At 63.0% G+C, this 17,412-nt stretch carries 11 protein-coding genes and 2 pseudogenes; 9 read left to right on the top strand and 4 right to left on the bottom strand.

Translation table 11 applies throughout. The features are described 5' to 3' along the window. Positions 1–187 precede the first annotated feature (187 nt). A complete protein-coding gene (locus LRS56_23295) occupies positions 188–5,083 on the top strand; it encodes an alpha-2-macroglobulin (protein WDU61696.1) in 4,896 nt (1,631 codons plus the stop codon). Between the two features lie 119 nt (positions 5,084–5,202). Here the strand turns inward: LRS56_23295 and LRS56_23290 are convergent, their stop codons facing one another. Further along, positions 5,203–5,493 (bottom strand): hypothetical protein, encoded by a 291-nt coding sequence (locus LRS56_23290; GenBank protein ID WDU61695.1) that lies wholly within the window; start codon positions 5,491–5,493, stop codon positions 5,203–5,205. Positions 5,494–5,592: 99 nt separating this feature from the next. On the opposite strand from LRS56_23290, the gene pbpC reads away from it, so the two are divergent. From pbpC to LRS56_23260, 6 genes are all read left to right on the top strand, one after another. Next, a complete protein-coding gene (gene pbpC / locus LRS56_23285; GenBank protein ID WDU61694.1) occupies positions 5,593–7,923 on the top strand; it encodes a peptidoglycan glycosyltransferase PbpC in 2,331 nt (776 codons plus the stop codon). 201 nt (positions 7,924–8,124) lie between these two features. Then, the gene (locus LRS56_23280) at positions 8,125–8,433 is read left to right on the top strand and encodes a nucleotide pyrophosphohydrolase (GenBank protein ID WDU61693.1); all 309 of its coding nucleotides are present in this window, start codon (positions 8,125–8,127) and stop codon (positions 8,431–8,433) included. Continuing rightward, on the top strand, positions 8,426–9,175 hold the full coding sequence (locus tag LRS56_23275; protein WDU61692.1) for a methyltransferase domain-containing protein: 750 nt from the start codon (positions 8,426–8,428) through the stop codon (positions 9,173–9,175). Before LRS56_23280 ends, LRS56_23275 begins: the two co-directional genes overlap by 8 nt. Before the next feature lie 24 nt (positions 9,176–9,199). Then, positions 9,200–9,802 (top strand): DUF4136 domain-containing protein, encoded by a 603-nt coding sequence (locus LRS56_23270; GenBank protein WDU61691.1) that lies wholly within the window; start codon positions 9,200–9,202, stop codon positions 9,800–9,802. Between the two features lie 45 nt (positions 9,803–9,847). Continuing rightward, entirely contained in the window at positions 9,848–10,405 is a 558-nt protein-coding gene (locus LRS56_23265) for a DUF4136 domain-containing protein (protein WDU61690.1), read from the top strand. Between the two features lie 186 nt (positions 10,406–10,591). Then, the gene (locus LRS56_23260; GenBank protein WDU61689.1) at positions 10,592–12,541 is read left to right on the top strand and encodes a pilus assembly protein TadG-related protein; all 1,950 of its coding nucleotides are present in this window, start codon (positions 10,592–10,594) and stop codon (positions 12,539–12,541) included. Here LRS56_23260 and LRS56_23255 read toward each other — a convergent pair. Then, positions 12,538–15,254 (bottom strand): annotated as a pseudogene (locus LRS56_23255) (PAS domain-containing protein). The gene LRS56_23260 and the pseudogene LRS56_23255 overlap by 4 nt on opposite strands. Beyond that, entirely contained in the window at positions 15,251–15,694 is a 444-nt protein-coding gene (locus LRS56_23250; GenBank protein ID WDU61688.1) for a pilus assembly protein, read from the bottom strand. The pseudogene LRS56_23255 and the gene LRS56_23250 overlap by 4 nt, the downstream one beginning before the upstream one ends. Before the next feature lie 75 nt (positions 15,695–15,769). Here LRS56_23250 and LRS56_23245 point away from each other — a divergent pair. Beyond that, positions 15,770–16,215, top strand: a pseudogene (locus LRS56_23245) (prepilin peptidase). Between the two features lie 114 nt (positions 16,216–16,329). After that, positions 16,330–17,127, top strand: a complete 798-nt coding sequence (locus LRS56_23240; protein ID WDU61687.1) for a response regulator transcription factor — start codon at positions 16,330–16,332, stop codon at positions 17,125–17,127. A 6-nt stretch (positions 17,128–17,133) separates the two neighbouring features. Here LRS56_23240 and LRS56_23235 read toward each other — a convergent pair whose 3' ends face one another. Beyond that, entirely contained in the window at positions 17,134–17,403 is a 270-nt protein-coding gene (locus LRS56_23235) for a DUF3613 domain-containing protein (protein ID WDU61686.1), read from the bottom strand. Between the last annotated feature and the right edge of the window lie 9 nt (positions 17,404–17,412).

The raw sequence follows: 17,412 nt of genomic DNA, 5'->3' as shown, positions 1-17,412 counted from the left end.
GACCCACCGCATTCGCGAGCAAGCCCGCTCCCACATATGGATCTCTGTTGTTTGTGGGATTTGTCTTGAGCTTGAGCGCCCTCAGAACCAAACCACCCTCCGTCGGTCAATGTGACCAGCACCACATCGGCCCTCCGCGGGCTGATATATAGTTCATCCCTCGGACCCCTCTCACTACGAGTGCCCCATGCTTAACAAAGGAATGTTCCTTGCCTGTGCGCTGGCCCTGCTGAGTGCCTGCGATTCTTCCGACAAACCGGCTGTCCCGCCCGCGCCAACCGTGGCCACAGCGCCGAAACCGGCCAAGGCGGCAGTGGACGTGGCGGCGCTCAAGCAGCGTTACGCCGGGCGTGAGTTGAACGTGGTGGACGTGTCCGAGGTGCAACTGGACGGGGCCAGTACCTTGTCCGTGAGTTTTTCCATTCCACTGGACCCGGATCAGAAGTTCGCCGACAAACTCCATCTGGTGGACAGCAAGTCGGGCAAGGTCGATGGCGCCTGGGAGCTTTCCGATAACCTGATGGAGTTGCGCCTGCGCCACCTGGAGCCGCAGCGCAAGCTGGTGCTGACAGTGGATGCCGGTGTGAAAGCGGTCAACGACAACGCGCTCGCCGCCGAGTACAGCGCCCGCCTGGAAACCCGTGACCTGCAAGCCACCGTCGGCTTCGCCAGCCGCGGCACCTTGCTGCCGACGCGCCTGGCCGAGGGCCTGCCGGTGATCGCGCTGAACGTCGACAAAGTCGACGTTGAATTCTTCCGCATCAAGCCTGAATCCCTGCCGGCGTTCCTCGCGCAGTGGGGGCGCAATACCAGCCTGCAAAGCTACGAATCCCGCGAGTTGCTGCCCATGGCCGACCTGGTCTACGGTGGCCGTTTCGACCTGAACCCGGCGCGAAACACCCGCGAAACCCTGTTGCTGCCGATCGCCGGCCTCAAGCCGCTGCAGCAACCGGGCGTGTACCTGGCGGTGATGCGCACCTCGGGCTCCTACGATTATTCGCAGCCGGCCACGCTGTTCACCCTCAGTGATATCGGTTTGTCGGTGCACCGCTACGCCAATCGCCTGGATGTATTTACCCAGGCGCTGGAGGGCGGCAAGGCCCTGGACGGCGTCGACCTGGAAGTGCTCGATGCCAACGGCCGTGTGCTCGGCCAGGGCAAGACCGAGAAAGGCGGCCACGCCGAATTGCCATTGCCGAAAAAGGCCCAGGTGCTGCTGGCCAAGCAGGGTGAACAGACCAGTATGTTGCGCCTCGACAGCGCAGCCCTGGATCTGGCCGAGTTCGACATCGGCGGCCAACCCTCCCACCCGTTGCAGTTCTTCGTCTTTGGCCCGCGTGACCTGTATCGCCCCGGCGAAACCGTGCTGCTGAATGCGCTGCTACGGGACAAGGACGGCAATGCGGTCAAGCCGCAACCGGTGAGCGTCGAAGTGCGCCGCCCGGACGAGCAGGTCAGCCGCAAATTCGTGTGGGATGCCGACGCGTCCGGCCTCTATCAATACGCGCTGCAGCTGGCTGGCGAGGCGCCGACCGGGCGCTGGCAATTGGTGTTCGACCTGGGCGATGGAAAACCGCAGCTGTATGAATTCCTCGTCGAAGACTTCCTGCCCGAGCGCCTGGCGCTGGAACTCAAGGGCAGCGACACGGCCTTGAGCCCGGCGGATAACCCGACCATCCACGTCAACGGCCGCTACCTCTACGGTGCGCCGGCGTCCGGCAATCGGGTCAGCGGCCAGGTGTATGTGCGCCCGCTGCGCGAAGCGGTCAAGTCGCTGCCGGGCTATCAGTTCGGCTCCGTCACCGAAGAAGAGCTGAGCCAGGATTTCGAGCTGGACGAAAGCGTACTCGACGCCAAGGGCCAGGAAGAACTGACTCTGGAAAGCAAATGGGCCGACGCCAAGTCGCCGCTGCAACTGATCGTGCAAGCCAGCCTGCAAGAGTCGGGCGGGCGGCCGATCACCCGGCGCCTGGTGCAGCCGATCTGGCCGGCCGAGCAACTGCCGGGCCTGCGCGGGCTGTTTGACGGCAAGGAAACCAATGGCGATGGCCCGGCGGAATTCGAAGTGCTGGTGGCCAACCAGGAGGGGCAAAAGCTTGCGGCGCAAAACCTCAAGGTGCGCCTGGTGCGCGAGCGCCGCGACTACTACTGGAACTATTCGGAGAGTGATGGCTGGAGTTACCACTTCAACGAGAAATTCCTCAACCTTGACGAACAGAGCCTGAACATCAAAGCCGGCGACACGGCCAAAGTCAGCTTCCAGGTGGAGTGGGGCCCGTACCGCGTTGAGGTCGAAGACCCGCAGACCGGTCTGGTCAGCAGCCTGCGCTTCTGGGCCGGCTACCAGGCCCAGGACAACACCGAAGGTGGCGCCGTGCGGCCGGACCAGATCAAGCTTGCGCTGGATAAACCGGCGTATGGCGACGGCGATACCGCCACTGTCACCGTTACGCCACCCGCTGCCGGCAAGGGCTATCTGCTGGTGGAATCCGCCGAAGGGCCGTTATGGTGGCAGGAAATCGATGTGCCGGCCGAGGGCAAAAGCTTCGCCGTGAAGCTGGACCCGAAATGGTCGCGCCATGACCTGTACGTGAGCGCCTTGGTGATCCGCCCCGGCGAGCGCAAAGCCAATATCACCCCCAAACGTGCGGTGGGCCTGCTGCATCTGCCATTGGATCGTACCCAGCGCAAACTGAGCCTAACCCTCACCGCGCCGGAAAAAATGCGCCCCAAACAACCGTTGACGGTGAAGGTCACCGCCAAAAATGCCGATGGCAGCGTGCCCAAACAGGTGCATGTGCTGGTGGCGGCGGTGGACGTGGGCATCCTTAATATCACCGAATACCCCACGCCAGACCCGTACTCCAGCCTGTTCGGTCGCAAGGCCTACGGCGTGGACCAGTTCGATATCTACGGCCAGTTGATCGAAGCCGGGCAGGGCCGTCTGGCCAGCCTGGCCTTCGGCGGTGACGCGGCGCTGGCCAAGGGCGGCAAGCGCCCGGACACCAGCGTGACTATCGTGGCCTTGCAGAGCGCGTCGGTGACCTTGAACGAGCAGGGCGAGGGCGAAGTCAGCGTCAATATCCCCGACTTCAACGGTGAGTTGCGCCTGATGGCCCAGGCCTGGAGCGATGATCGCTACGGCATGGCCGAGGGCAAGACGGTGATCGCCGCGCCGCTGATTGCCGAGCTGTCGGCGCCGCGTTTCCTCGCCGGTGGTGACCAGACCACGCTGGCGCTGGACCTGTCCAACCTGTCGGGCAAGGCGCAGAAACTTGATGTGCAACTGAGTGCCGAAGGGCAACTGGAGTTGGTCAACGGCGGCCTACAAACCGTTGAGCTTAAGCAAGGCCAGCGCACCACGCTGCGTATCCCGGTAAAAGCCTGGGGCGGTTTGGGCCAGGGCCAAGTCAAGGTCACCGTGAATGGCCTGGACCTGCCGGGTGAAAACCTGCCGCCGTTCAGCCGTGAATGGACCCTGGGCGTGCGCCCGGCGTATCCGGCGTTGCTCAAGCATTACCGCGCAGTACTGAAAAACGAGCCGTGGAGCCTGCCTGCCGGCACCCTGGAGCAGTTCGATGCCTCGGGGCGTCAGGCGTTGCTCAGCCTGTCGAGCCGGCCACCGCTGAACCTCGGCGCGCAGATCAGCGCGCTCAAGGCCTACCCCTACGGCTGCCTGGAGCAAACCGCCAGCGGCCTGTACCCATCACTCTATGCCGACGATGCCTTGCTCAAGCGCCTGAGCATCAAGGGCGAGCCGGATGCCGAGCGTAAACGCAAGATCGAGCTGGGCATCGAGCGCCTGCTGGGCATGCAGCGCTACAACGGCAGCTTTGGTTTGTGGGGCGCCGATGGCGAAGAGGAATACTGGCTGACGGCGTATGTCACCGACTTCCTGCTGCGGGCCCGCGACCAGGGGTTTGCCGTGCCGCCTGAAGCCTTGAAGAAAGCCAGCGAGCGCCTGTTGCGGTATGTGCAGGAGCGCAACCTGATCGAAGTCGACTACAGCGACAACGCCGACCACACCCGCTTTGCCGTGCAGGCCTACGCCGGCATGGTACTGGCGCGCAGTCAGCAGGCGCCGTTGGGCGCGTTGCGCAGTATTTTCGAACGACGCAGCGATGCGCGCTCAGGCTTGCCGCTGGTGCAGTTGGCCATCGCGCTGCAGAAGATGGGTGACCAGCCGCGTGCCGATCAAGCCTTGCTCGCCGGCTTGGCAGCGCAGCGCAAGGCCAATGAGTGGCTGGCCGACTACGGCAGCCCGCTGCGTGACCAGGCGATGATCCTGGCGCTGCTCGAAGAAAACGACTTGGCCAAGGGCAAGCGTGAGGAGCGGTTGTTCACGCTGTCGGATCAGTTGGCGGCCAGCCCGTACTTGTCGACCCAGGAGCGTAATTCGCTGTTCCTCGCCGGGCGCCTGGGGTTCGCGCAGCCTGAGGCGAACTGGCAAGTGTCGCTCACCGGCAGCGGCGGCGTGCATGAGTTGAATAATCAACAGTCGAGCCTGGAGCTGGAGGGCAAGTTGCTGTCCAGCGACCTGGCCTTGAGCAATCAGGGGGACACGCCGGTTTACCAGCAACTGACGATTTCGGGTTACCCACAAGTGCCGCCGGCTGCGGGGGGCGATAACCTGAGTATCCGCCGCGAGTACCTGGGCATGAACGGTCAGCCGTTGAACCTGCGTAACCTCAACAGCGGCGACCTGGTGCTGGTGCATCTGGCGGTCAGCGCCAAGCAGCGTGTACCTGACGCCCTGGTGGTGGATTTGCTGCCGGCGGGCCTGGAGCTGGAAAACCAGAACCTGGCGCAAAGTGCCGCCAGCCTGGAAAACGCCAGCAGCCAAGTCAAGGAGTGGCGCGAGTCGATGCAGAACGCATCGCTCAAGCATCAGGAGTTCCGGGATGACCGGTACGTGGCAGCGATGAATCTGCAGGGCGATGGCACCACGCACCTGCTGTATCTGGCGCGGGCGGTGACACCGGGGACCTACCGCGTACCGCCGCCGCAGGTGGAGTCGATGTATCGGCCGAACTGGCAGGCGGTGGGCGAGACTCCGGCGGACCTGGTGATCAAGGGCCGTTGAATGGAGGTAAATGTGGGAGGGGCTTGCTCCCGAAGGCGGTGTATCAGTATCAGATGGGCTGACTGATCCAGCGCTTTCGGGAGCAAGCCCCTCCCACAGGGATTTGCGGTGCTTGTGGGTTAGTGGACAACCCAGCTCAGGAGCCACAGGCCGAGCATCAGCCAGATAACGCCGATGATGATCGACGCCCGCATGAAGGCGCGCACGGCCGAGTACAGGAAGAGCAAGCCGACGATCAGGGTGAGGATGCTGATGATCGAAGTGTCCATGCCCAGCGCCCTGGACATGCCGTCGACAAAGTCGCCGCCGGCGTTGGACAGCAGATTGAACAGCCCGCTGAAGAACTCGACGATGTAGTGGATGATCAGGCCGAGTGCGTGACCCAGCCACCCGAAAAAGTCTGCTTGCATAGGTGTGTCTCGATGAATAAGTGGACGAAATTGCCAGCACTGAGCCTTTGGTCGTTTATCAACAAGGCGAGTTCCCTTGAAGCATAGAGGTTTCGCCGCTTGAGTTTACGTTTAGTTGCCCGCTGGACCCTGGCGAGCCTGTTGCTGGTGATTGCCCTGCTGTGGCTGGCCGATCGCCTCTGGCCCTTGCCCCTGCCCAAGGACGACTTGGCGCGGGTGGTGCTGGCCGAGGATGGCACGCCGTTGTGGCGGTTTGCCGATGCCAACGGTGTCTGGCGTTATCCGGTGCAAACCAGCGAAGTGTCGCCGTATTACCTCGATGCACTGCTCACCTACGAAGACCGCTGGTTTTATCAGCACCCCGGGGTGAACCCGCTGGCGCTGGCGCGGGCGACGTGGCAGAACCTTACGGGCGCACGGGTGGTGTCCGGCGGCAGCACTTTGTCGATGCAGGTGGCACGTTTGCTCGACCCGCATTCGCGGACGTTCCATGGCAAGCTGCGCCAATTGTGGCGCACGGCGCAGTTGGAGTGGCACCTGTCCAAGGAGCAGATCCTCAACCTGTACCTGAACCGCGCCCCGTTCGGCGGCACTTTGCAGGGCGTGGCGGCCGCCAGTTGGGCGTATTTGGGCAAGTCGCCGGCACAACTGACCCACGCTGAAGCCGCCTTGCTCGCCGTATTGCCGCAGGCGCCCAGCCGCTTGCGGCCGGATCGCCACCCGCAACGTGCCCAGGACGCACGCGACAAGGTGCTGCGCCGCCTCGCCGAGTTCCAGGTGTGGCCGCAAGCCGCCGTCGATGAAGCCCTCGAAGAACCGCTGCTGCTCGCCCCACGGCTGGAGCCCAGCCTTGCACCCTTGCTGGCCCGCCGTCTGAACCGCCCGGACAGCCCGCCGCTGATCCGCACCACCCTGGATGCCACCCTGCAACGCCGTCTCGAAGACCTGCTGCTGGGCTGGCGCGCACGCCTGCCGGAACACACCTCCGCCGCTATCCTGGTGGTGGAAGAGGAGAGCATGGCGGTGCGCGCTTACCTGGGGTCGGTGGATATCAATGACGCCAAGCGCTTTGGCCACGTGGACATGGTCAGTGCGCTGCGTTCGCCGGGCTCCACCTTGAAACCCTTCCTGTACGGCATGGCGTTGGACGACGGCTTGATTCATTCCGAATCGCTGCTGCAGGACGTGCCCCGGCGTTATGGCGATTACCGGCCGGGCAACTTCTCCATGGGCTTTACCGGCGCGGTGTCGGCGAGTACGGCGCTGTCGAGTTCGCTGAACTTGCCGGCGGTGCAGTTGCTGGAAGCCTACGGGCCCAAGCGCTTCGCCGCGCAGATGCGCATCGGCGGCGTGCCGTTGAGTTTGCCGGCGTTGGCCGAACCCAACCTGGCGCTGATCCTGGGCGGCGCTGGTAGTCGCCTGGAGGATCTGGTCAGCGGTTACAGCGCCTTCGCTCGGGACGGCAGGTCGGCCACTATTCGATTACAGCCGGACGATACGCTTAAGGAACGGCCATTACTGTCGCCAGGGTCCGCCTGGATTGTGCGACGCATCCTCAGTGGCCAGGCACGCCCCGATCGCGACCCGCGTGCCGAGTTGGTACAGCGCCCGGTGCTGGCCTGGAAAACCGGCACCAGCTATGGGTTTCGCGATGCCTGGGCGATCGGCGTGGGGCCGCGTTACCTGATCGGCGTGTGGATCGGTCGGCCGGACGGCACGCCGGTGCCGGGGCAGTTCGGCCTGGCCTCGGCGGCGCCCTTGATGTTGCAGGTGCACGATGTACTGACCAACCGTGACAGCCAGCGCGGCATCAGCGCTCCCGTCAAGCCGGTGCCGGCCAATGTCGGTGTGGCGGCCATCTGCTGGCCGCTGGGCCAGCCCATCAGCCGCTCCGACCCCAATTGCCGGCGCCAGCGCTTTGCCTGGACGCTGGACCACACCACGCCGCCGACCTTGCAGGCGCTGGATCAACCGTTGAGCGTGGGCTTGATGGAAAACATCTGGGTCAACGCCAAGGGCCTGCGGGTTGACGCCCACTGCCCTGGCGCCGAGCCCAGGAGCATCGCCCTGTGGCCCGCGCCCCTGGAGCCCTGGTTGCCAAGGGTGGAGCGCCGTGAAGCGCGCATACCGGCCGCTGACCCCGATTGCCCACCACCGGCGCTCGCGGCGTCGTCGCTACTGTCGATCGTTGGCGTGCGCGAAGGCGACCAACTGCGCTTGCCGGCCGCCAGCCAACAAGCCCTGCATTTGAAACTCTCCGCCCTGGGCGGCAGCGGCCGGCGTTGGTGGTTCCTCAACGGCGCGCCCTTGGGCGACAGCGCCAACCAGGAATTCATCAACGCCAGCTTCGAGCACCTGGGCCGCTACCAACTCAGCGTCCTCGACGAAGCCGGCCAAACCGCCCGCCTCGAATTCAGCATCGTCGACTAACCCACTAACTGTGGCGAGCGGGCTTGCCCGCGTTGGGCCGCAAAGCGGCCCCATCCCGCCTACCCAGTAGTGTCAAACTGAATTCGTCGTATGATTTTGGCCCCGCTTCGCATCCCAACACGGGCAAGCCCGCTCCCCACAGGGATTCACTTGCCATAACGCCCGATCCCCCCGAAGCTATACGCCTTCAGGAGCCCCCGCATGAACCTCGAACACCTTACCGAACGCCTCCACCGCATCCGCGATAACAACCAATGGAAGCAGTTCCACAGCCCGAAAAACCTGACCATGGCCGCCAGCGTGGAAATGGCCGAACTGGTGGAAATCTTCCAATGGCTGACCGAAGACCAATCCCGTCAGTTGCCCGCCGATAAACTTGCCCATGCCGGGCAGGAAGTCGGCGACATTGTGCTGTACCTGCTGTTGCTGTGCAGTGAACTGGGCCTGGACATGAACGAGGTGGTGCGGGCGAAGCTGGCCGACAGCGAGCGGCGGTTTGCCCATGAGTGACCGTCATTTCGACCAGTTGGCCACGCGCTTCGCCGAAAAAATCTACGGCGGCGCAAAAGGCGCGATTCGCCTGGCGGTGCTCCAGGCCGACCTGACCGAAGCGTTGCCTGCGCGGCCTTTGCGCGTGCTGGATATCGGCGCGGGCCTGGGGCATATGTCGCTGTGGCTGGCCGAGCGTGGCCATCAGGTGACCCTGGCCGAGCCCGCCGAGCCGATGCTCGAAGGGGCGCGCCAACGCTTCGCCGACGCCGGGCAGACGGCAACGTTTATCCATGCGCCCTGGCAAGACCTGCTCGGCCAGCTTACCGAGCCCTATGACCTGGTGCTCTGCCACGCCGTGCTGGAATGGCTGGCCGAACCGCACGCGATCCTGCCAGTGCTGCACCAGCTCACGGTGCCCGGTGGTTGGCTGTCGCTGGCGTTTTACAACCGCGATGCGCTGATTTATCGCAACCTGCTCAAAGGCCACTTCCGCAAAATGCGCAAGAACGACATGGCCGGCGAAAAGCAGAGCCTGACCCCGCAACAACCGCTCGACCCACGGGAGTTGGCGGCGCAACTTGAGGGGCTGTGGCAGGTCGAAAGCCAAAGTGGCGTGCGGGTTTTTCACGACTATATGCCGGTGGAATTCCAGGCCCGCGCTGATTTGCAGGACCTTGTAGAGATGGAACTCGCTCACCGTCGTCACCCAAGCTTTGCCGGGCTTGGACGTTATTTGCACTGGATCTGCCGTCCGGTTTAAGCGGCCCAGTCTGCGGAGGTCGAAATGCGTCGTCTCTGTTTGATCCTGTTGTCCCTCGGGTTGGGTGCTTGCTCCAGCCCCAACCCTTACGTGGCCGCTTCCGCCCCGATTCCACCGGCGCCGGCCCAGGCTGCCACGACCTTTGATGCCAGCGCCTACCCGGCCCCGGTGCGCGACTATGGCGCTTATCGCAACTGGGCCTGGCGCAACGGCCAGTTGCCGGCCGGCACAGCCTGGGCGGACTCGGCGCAAATTGCCGAAGCCGTCAGCGGCGCCCTCGACCAGCGCGGCCTGCGCCCCTTGCATGACAACCGTCCGGCGGACGTGTTGGTGAGCGCGGATGTGCGTCTGGAGAAGCGCCTCAAGCAAGTCCAGGATGACTACGGCTATGGTTACGGCGGTTATAACCGCTACGGCAATGGCTATGGCATGTACAACTCGGTGCCGGTCGTGCGCACCTATGAAGTTCAAGTGGTGGTGGTTCGCGTCAACCTGTTCGATGCCCGTACCGGTCAGCCGGTGTGGAGTGCCAGTGCAGAAACCGGCAGCCAGGGAAGCCTCAGCGAGCGGGGAGATGCTTTGCGCCAGGCGGTGCAAAAGGCAATGACCGCCTACCCGCCCAGTTAACAGCTATTCTCATTTCAAGCGCAGTTCGCTCTTTGGAGAACAACCATGTTTCGTCGTATCGCCATGCTTGCTTTTGTTGTGCTGCTGGGCGGCTGCCAGAACGCCCAGGTCAACCACGATTTTGACGCCAGCCGGGGCTTCGGCGCCTACCGCAGTTGGGCCTGGACAGACCCGGCGCTGCAATATCGCCCCGATGACCCGCGGATCAAGAGCGACCTCACCGAACAACGCATCCGCCAGGCGGTTGGCGAGCAACTCGACCAGCGCGGCCTGCGTCCGGCAGCGGCCGGCACCAAGGCTGATCTCAGGGTGCAGGCTTACCTGATTGTCGAAGACCGCCAGCAACAAGTCACCACCAACTACGGCGGTGCGTGGGGCGGCCCGTGGAACGGCTACTGGGGTGCGCCGATGTACAACGAAACCCGCAACATCACCTACAAAGTGGCGACCATCCAGATCGACCTGCTCGACGGCAAGGACGGCAAGCTGGTGTGGCGCGGCAGCGACGAACAGATGATGGCCACCTCGCCCAACCCGCAGGACCGCGACAAGGCCATCCGCGCCACGGTCACCCGCGTGCTCTCCAGCTACCCACCGCACTAAAACCACCCCTCCCCCTGTGGGAGCGGGCTTGCTCGCGAAAGCGGTGTATCAGTTAAAAAATAGCCTAACTGACAAACCGCTTTCGCGAGCAAGCCCGCTCCCACTTTGTTTTGTGGCCAGCGCACACCTCAAGCCTTGTCTACACTCCACACCATCAACGGAGAGTAAGTGCTAAGGAGTGCCTCGATGTCTCCCCGACTTGGTTGCAGGCAACGTGGCGCGATTGGCCTGATGGCGGTGAGCATCCTGGCTGTGGCGCTGGTATTCATGCTGCTGGCAGTGGACGGCGGTCGCGTGTACCTGGAGAAGCGCAAACTGCAGTCCATCGCCGATACCTCGGCACTGGAAGCCGCCGGCCGTGGCGGCTTGTGCGGCTCCTTCACCACCGCCAACGACTACGCCACTCAGAATGCCTCACGCAACGGCTTCACCGTAGTCGCCGGCGACAATAGCCGTGGCCTGACGGTGACCTGCGGCGCCTTGACCACCAATGCCGGCAATATTCGCGTGTTCACCGCCGACGCCACTAAAAGCGAAGCCGTACGGGTCGTGGCGACTAACAAGGTGATGACCAGCATTGCCGCGGGCCTCTGGAATATATTCAGCGGCGCTCCGACGTTCACCCAGATGACCTTGAGTGCAACCGCCGTCGCCGCGTATGCGCCGCCGGTGGCGCAACTGACGATTCGCAGTAGCCTGGCGTCGGTCGACTCCAGCCAATCTCCCGTACTGAACTTCGCCATCGGCAGTTTGCTCGGCGGCAACCTGTCGATCACGGCGGGCGGCTGGAATGGCATCTTGCAGACCAATGTGAATCTGCTCGGCTATCTGGACCAGTTGGCAATCAACTTGGACGTGACGGCGGGGGACTACACCACGCTGTTAAATACCGCCGCTTCGGCTACCGACCTGATCAATGCAGCGGTGACGCTGTTGCAAAAAAACGGCTCGGCGGTGCAGGCAGTGGTCAATGACGTGCTGACAATCAAGGCCATCGCGCCCAATGCCAAGGTGTTGACGGTGGGGAGCTTGCTGAATGTCGCGACGGGCACGCCGACGGCCGCGCTGAATTCCACCGTGCAGCTGTTTCAACTGCTGGAGGCGGTGGCGCAGTTGTCCAATAACAAGAGCGCGGTGAATGTGGCGACTAACGTGAGTGTTCCGGGTTTGGGCAGTGTTTCGATCCAGACCAAAGTCATCGAACCGCCGCAGCTGTCGACGATTGGCAACCCCGCTTTGGCCAAGGCCGGGCTGTCCAACAACCCGCAAACCGATCAGATTTTTGTGCGCACTGCGCAGATCAGAACCCTGGTGATTGTTCAGGCGCCTGTGCTCAAGGCAGTCTCGGGTGTTGCTTCGATACTGACCGGGTTGGCGACGCCGGTGTCGAAGGTGGTCGGTGGTTTGCTGAACCTGAATCTCCCGGCGGTGGTCGGCGGCGTCTTGTGCCTGGTGGCCTGTAATGTCGCTGACGTTGATATCACTCAATCCTTGTCGATCTACATTGAGGCGGCCAGTGCGGAGGCCCGTGTGATGGACTTCAGTTGTGTTACACCAGCGACCAAATCGTTGACGGTAAAGGCCACCACCTCCTTGGCCACCTTGGGCGTTGGCTATGTCGAACCGGTTTCCGCGTTTTCTTCATTGGCGCCAGTCAGCGTGCAGCCGGTCAGGCTGATCGACTTTGGCCAGCGTTATTGCATCGTGCTGACGCTGTTATGTGGCAACCGCACCGCCGGGGTCGGCGGCGGCTTGTACTTGAGAGCGATGTCGCCCGTGGGGCAACAAACCAGCTCCATGCTGTTTTCACCTGTGGCCGAAATGAACGCCTTGCCGACCTATCAGAGCCCACCCATTAGCGCCAATATCGTCACCAGCCTGGGTGCCACCCTGAGCGGTTTGCAGGTCACCTACACCCCTCCCAGCGGCAGCACACCGAATAACCCGACAACCACGGTCACCACCGCGCTGACTAGCGTGATCAGTACGGTCGTCAGCCTTCTCCATGATGTACTGGGACCGGTACTCGACCCTATCGTCAACACGCTGCTTGGGGCCTTGGGCATCAACCTGGGCAACGCCCAGGTCGGTGCCAACCTTACCTGCCATTTGGGGCGCGCCTATCTGGTGATCTAAACCACCGGCAGTTCTACACAAAACCGCGCGCCTTCCTCACCATTGGTGACGCTTAACCGTCCGCCCATGTTTTCCACAATCCCATAGCTCACCGACAACCCCAACCCGGTCCCCACGCCAATCGGCTTGGTGGTGAAAAACGGTTCGAAAATCCGCTCCAGCAAGCGTGGGTCAATCCCACCGCCGTTATCCTCCACCCAGATCCGCACGTGCCGGCTGTCGTGTTCGCAATGTACGGCGATCCAGGGGCGAAACGCCGCAGCCTTTTCGCGTTTGCTCAGCAGCGCATCGCGGGCGTTGACCATCAGGTTGATCAACACCTGCTCGAGCTGATCGACATGCCCTTTGACCTGCACCACGGCGTCCGCAGGCGTGATGCGCAGTTCCACGCCTTTGCCGCGCAGGCCCTCGCTGAGCAGCGACAAGGTGCCTTCCACCGCCTGCGCAGGGTCGAACGGCTGCTGTTCGACTTCCGAACGCCGGCCGAACACCCGCATATGGTCCACCACCCGCGCCGCGCGCTGGACCTGGGTGTCGATGCGCTGGAGTTTTTCGGTGAGGTAGTCGATCTGCGCATCGCCGTTGCTCAAGCGCTTGAGCACATTGACGATGGCCATGCGCATCACGTTCAGTGGCTGGTTGATCTCATGGGCCAGGCCCGTGGCCATTTCGCCGAGGGTGGCCATCTTGGCGCTTTGGGTCAGTTGCTGCTGGGAGCGCCGGACTTCGGTGTTGTCACGGCCCACCGCTTGCACTTCCACCAATGCGCCGTGTTCATCAAACACCCCGCGGTCCGACCACACCCACCAGGCATGTTCGCGCCCCGGCAGTTGCAGGCTGATTTCGGCGGTGCTGACCGGGAACTCCGGGGTCAGTTGGCTGATGCGCTGCACAAACGCCTGGCGCTGTTCATCCGACAGCCAATCACCCAGGTGCAGCCCCGGCAGTTGCGCAGGCAGGCACTCCAGGTAGTTGGCCAGCGGCGTGTTGCCGAAGGTAAGGGTCAGGTCGGGGCGGTAGCGGCAGATCATCGCCGGGGAGTCTTCCACCAGCATGCGGTAGCGCTCTTCGCTTTGTTTGATCTGTTCGGCGGCCAGGGTCGCGTCGGTCACATCCAGCCACAACCCCACAGCTTCCACCGGCAGGCCGAGGTCATCGCGCAGCAGCTTGGCTTCGTCCAGCAGCCAATGGTACTGGCCTTGTTTGTCGCGCAGGCGGTAGCGGCTGCGCACGTTACCCTCGCGCAACAGTTGGCGGGTGCGCTCGAAGTACAGGTCGCGGTCGTCGGGGTGGATGAGCGCCGCCAGGCTCTCGTGGTTGCACTCGGCCAGGGTCCAGCCGAGCAGCGGCAGCAGGCTGTCGCTGAAAAACGCCGAGTGCAGGGCGCCGCCGACATAGCGCTGCACGTAGATCACCGCCGGTGAACTGGCGATCAGGTTATCCAGCCGAGCATGAGCGGCGGCGGCTTGCAGTTGCCGGTTTTTGATGTCGCTGATGTCGAGCATGAAACCGACCCAGCGCCGATTGTCGCCAGCGCCCAATACTTGGCCTTGCACGCGATACCAGAGGGGGTTGTGATCAGCGTCATGGCGTTGCAGGCGTACGCTGGTCAACAGGGGTTTGCCCAAGGCTTGCAGGTCGTGCAGGCGGCTGTTGAGTTCCTGACGGTCGGCGGGGTGGATCAGCTCCAGCCAGAGGCCCAGCGCCTGGCGGGTCGGGCCGTCTTCCAGGCTGAGGCTTTGCCGTAGCTGGGGGCGAGTTGAATCTCTTGGGTGGCGGGCAGCAGCTCCCACCAGCCGGTGCCGAGCAAACCTTGCAGGGCTTCCACGCGCTCCAGTTGTTGATGGTTGCGTTGCTCGCGCAGGCGGCTCAGCAAGGGGGCGGCGAGGGCGGCGGTGAGGTTCAGCCAGTCGCGTTCGCTGGTGTGTGGCTGGCCACTGTACAGGCCGCAGAGCAACCAGGCGGCGACGCCCTGGCCGTCACGGTAGGGCACCAGAAAACCCTCGGCGTTGCCAAACACGCTGTGCAGGCGCGGGTTGTCGCCGCGGCCCTGAGCCAGGCTCAACGGTGCGATACCGTTGGCGCTGTCCAGGCTGGTGCCCAAGTGCTGGCCGGGCTGCCACAAGGCCGGGGCGTCGTGGGCGGCGTACTGGCTGTAGATGCGCCAGCCTTGATCTTCTTCATCGAGCAGTGCGAGCGCGACACAGGGGATTCGCCAGCGCTGGGCCAGGCTACGCAGTTGCTCATTGAACACCTCGGGCAAGCGGTACAGGCTGCAGACCCGCAACTGCTCGCTCATCTGGCAGGCCAGTTGGTGGTTCTGTTCGCGGTGCTCGGCCAGTTGCCGGCCGGCGAGCAGGTCGCCGACGTCCAGCACGCGCAGGCTCCAGGTGTCACCGTCGGGCTCGACCCAGCCGCGGGTGTGCAGGACCTGGCCGGCGATGCCCTGTAAGTCCAGGTCCAGGTTTTGGTGTTGCCAGTCGGCTGGGCTGCCTTCGATGCTCAGGGCGCTGTTGGCGCACAGCAACTCGCGCAGCGGCGTGCCGCTCTCGTGTGCCGCCAGTTGGGAGCGCAGGGTGCCGCTGATGTGCAGGACGTGGCCTTGATGGTCCAACTGCAGATGCAGCCCCGGCACGGGCGCGGTGGACGGTTCGAGGGCCAGGGCACCGGTGCGGCCCAGCAGGCGCCCGAAGAGGTTATCCCCCGAGGTCAAAACTGCAGGCTCGAACGGGCGGAAAGGGTCGCCGGTAGGCTCGGCACAGTGCCGACGCCCGGTAACACCAATGCCGGGAACACCGAGTAGAGGTTGCTGGTGGGATAGTTGATCGCGACGGTCAGCGTGGTGCCGGTGTAGGTGGCGCTGATGTAGCTGTTCGAAAATTGGAAACTCGCAGGGATCCAGTTCAACTGCGCCGCAACGGCGTCCTTGGCGCGTTGCGTGAGTTGGGTGGAGTACGCGGTGCCTGCGGTAACCGGGTCCACGGCCATGGCCTGGCGCACCGCTTCGGCTGCCGCCTGGTTGAAGGACTGCATCAACAGCAGCGGCAAGCTATAGCTGATCAACCCATAGAACACTGCAAAAAAGATCGCGAAGACCAGGGCGAACTCGATCGCCGCAGCACCTTTTTGCTTTCTAGGGAGGCCTGTTTTCATGACTGCGTCTACCCTGACGGCTACTACTTGATATCAGCATAGAATCATTCAGCGAAAAGGGATGTTTTTTACGTGATGCATGGCGTGTTGGTAATGCTCTGGCTGGGGCTCTGTGCACTGCAGGATATGCGTCAACGGCAAATCGCCAATGGGTTGACCCTGGGCGTGGGGCTGCTGGCGTTGCTGTATTTGCTGTGGGTCGGCGCCACGTGGCTGGGCGCGCCTGCCACAGAGGGCGGCTGGGCCTTCGCCCTGGCGCTGCTGCTGACTCTGCCGGGCTACGTGCTGGGCCGCTTTGGTGCGGGGGATGTGAAGCTGGTAGCTGCCCTGGCGCTGGCCACTACGCTGGAGGCTTTATTGTGGTCGCTGATCGGTGCCGCAGTGGCCCAGGGGGGTGGTTACTTGTTCGTCAATGGCTTAGCACACGTCGTGGTAGTGCAGTTGATAACGCGTCAACAAAACAGCCTTTTGCTCCGTTTTTTTTGACAGGTTTTACGCTGTATTTCTTGTGGATCCACTAGTCGCTCAAGGCCTCTATCGCTATGTACATAGTCGTAAAGTAGGTCTACGTTTATTGAGTGGATGTGTAGGATTCTTCGTCAAAAGGGATAGGTCAATCTTTTGGCTTGCCAGGCATGGAGAAGCGAGTGAACAAGCTAACATCAGCTGTAAAAGTGCTCGTGGTCGACGATCAACCGTTGATCGTGGAAGAACTCTGCGAATTCCTCGAAAGCAGTGGCTACCGCTGCGTCCCTAGTGAGTCCAGCCGACACGCCTTGCAGCGTTTCAGCGAGGACGCCGAAATCGGCCTGGTGCTGTGTGACCTGCACATGCCCGACATGGACGGTATCGAACTGGTGCAGGCCATGCAGAAGGTGGCGGGCAAGCAGCGGGCGTTCGAGTCGATCATGCTCACTGGGCGTGCCGACAAGCAGGACGTGATCAAGGCGCTGCGTGCGGGCATCTCGGATTACTACCAGAAGCCGATCAACCTCGACGAATTGCTCGAGGGCCTGCAACGCCAGGAGGCGGCACTCGAAGAGCGGCAGAAAGAACTGCAGCTGGGGCATCTGAACCAGCGGCTGCAGTACCTTTCCGAATCCATCAACGACCTGTATCAGGACCTCGACAAAGTGCGCCGCGGCCCAGCCGGCTTGGCCGACGATATCGAGCCGGTGGCCGAGGAGGCCGGGTCGCTGGAAATTCCGACGATTTTCAACCAGCTGTCCCCACGCCAGCTGGATGTTGCACGCCTGGTGGGCAAGGGCCAGACCAACTACCAGATCGCCTGTGAACTGGGGATCACCGAGAACACGGTCAAGCTGTACGTGTCCCAGGTGTTGCGCCTGACCCATATGCATAACCGCACTCAACTGGCGTTGGCGTTGTCGCCGAGCACCTCGGCGATGCGCCAGCGGGTGACCGCGCACTGACGGGCGTTATTGACTCTTTGCACCTTGGGATGAGCCGCCGGCGTTCGATTCATAGAACTCCGGGATCGGATGCTTGTTGCTGTCCAACCAGCGCTGCATGGCCTGCTCCCGTTCAGCGGGGGTGGTCTTTTGTGGTGTGGGTGATGCTGCACTGCCATTGACCTGCAATGACATCCAGTTTTCTGTTTCGGCCTGTTGTGGGGACGATGGCCCCGGTTCGATGGCCCAGGCGCTCAACGGCAGCAGCGCCAGGCAAACAAGAGTGTGGGCTTTCATCACTCGCTC

The organism is Pseudomonas poae, from assembly GCA_028869255.1.
In the GTDB taxonomy this organism is placed as follows: domain Bacteria; phylum Pseudomonadota; class Gammaproteobacteria; order Pseudomonadales; family Pseudomonadaceae; genus Aquipseudomonas; species Aquipseudomonas poae_C.
The sequence above is the reverse complement of the archived record's forward strand: the minus strand, read 5'-3'. Positions and strand labels throughout refer to the sequence as shown.

Excerpts from the sequence above, each read along its gene's own strand:
- LRS56_23295 (WDU61696.1), top strand. The coding sequence starts at position 188 with ATGCTTAACAAAGGAATGTTCCTTGCCTGTGCGCTGGCCCTGCTGAGT.
- LRS56_23290 (WDU61695.1), bottom strand. The coding sequence starts at position 5,493 with ATGCAAGCAGACTTTTTCGGGTGGCTGGGTCACGCACTCGGCCTGATC.
- LRS56_23280 (WDU61693.1), top strand. The coding sequence starts at position 8,125 with ATGAACCTCGAACACCTTACCGAACGCCTCCACCGCATCCGCGATAAC.
- LRS56_23275 (WDU61692.1), top strand. The coding sequence starts at position 8,426 with ATGAGTGACCGTCATTTCGACCAGTTGGCCACGCGCTTCGCCGAAAAA.
- LRS56_23270 (WDU61691.1), top strand. The coding sequence starts at position 9,200 with ATGCGTCGTCTCTGTTTGATCCTGTTGTCCCTCGGGTTGGGTGCTTGC.
- LRS56_23265 (WDU61690.1), top strand. The coding sequence starts at position 9,848 with ATGTTTCGTCGTATCGCCATGCTTGCTTTTGTTGTGCTGCTGGGCGGC.
- LRS56_23260 (WDU61689.1), top strand. The coding sequence starts at position 10,592 with ATGTCTCCCCGACTTGGTTGCAGGCAACGTGGCGCGATTGGCCTGATG.
- LRS56_23250 (WDU61688.1), bottom strand. The coding sequence starts at position 15,694 with ATGAAAACAGGCCTCCCTAGAAAGCAAAAAGGTGCTGCGGCGATCGAG.
- LRS56_23240 (WDU61687.1), top strand. The coding sequence starts at position 16,330 with ATGGAGAAGCGAGTGAACAAGCTAACATCAGCTGTAAAAGTGCTCGTG.
- LRS56_23235 (WDU61686.1), bottom strand. The coding sequence starts at position 17,403 with ATGAAAGCCCACACTCTTGTTTGCCTGGCGCTGCTGCCGTTGAGCGCC.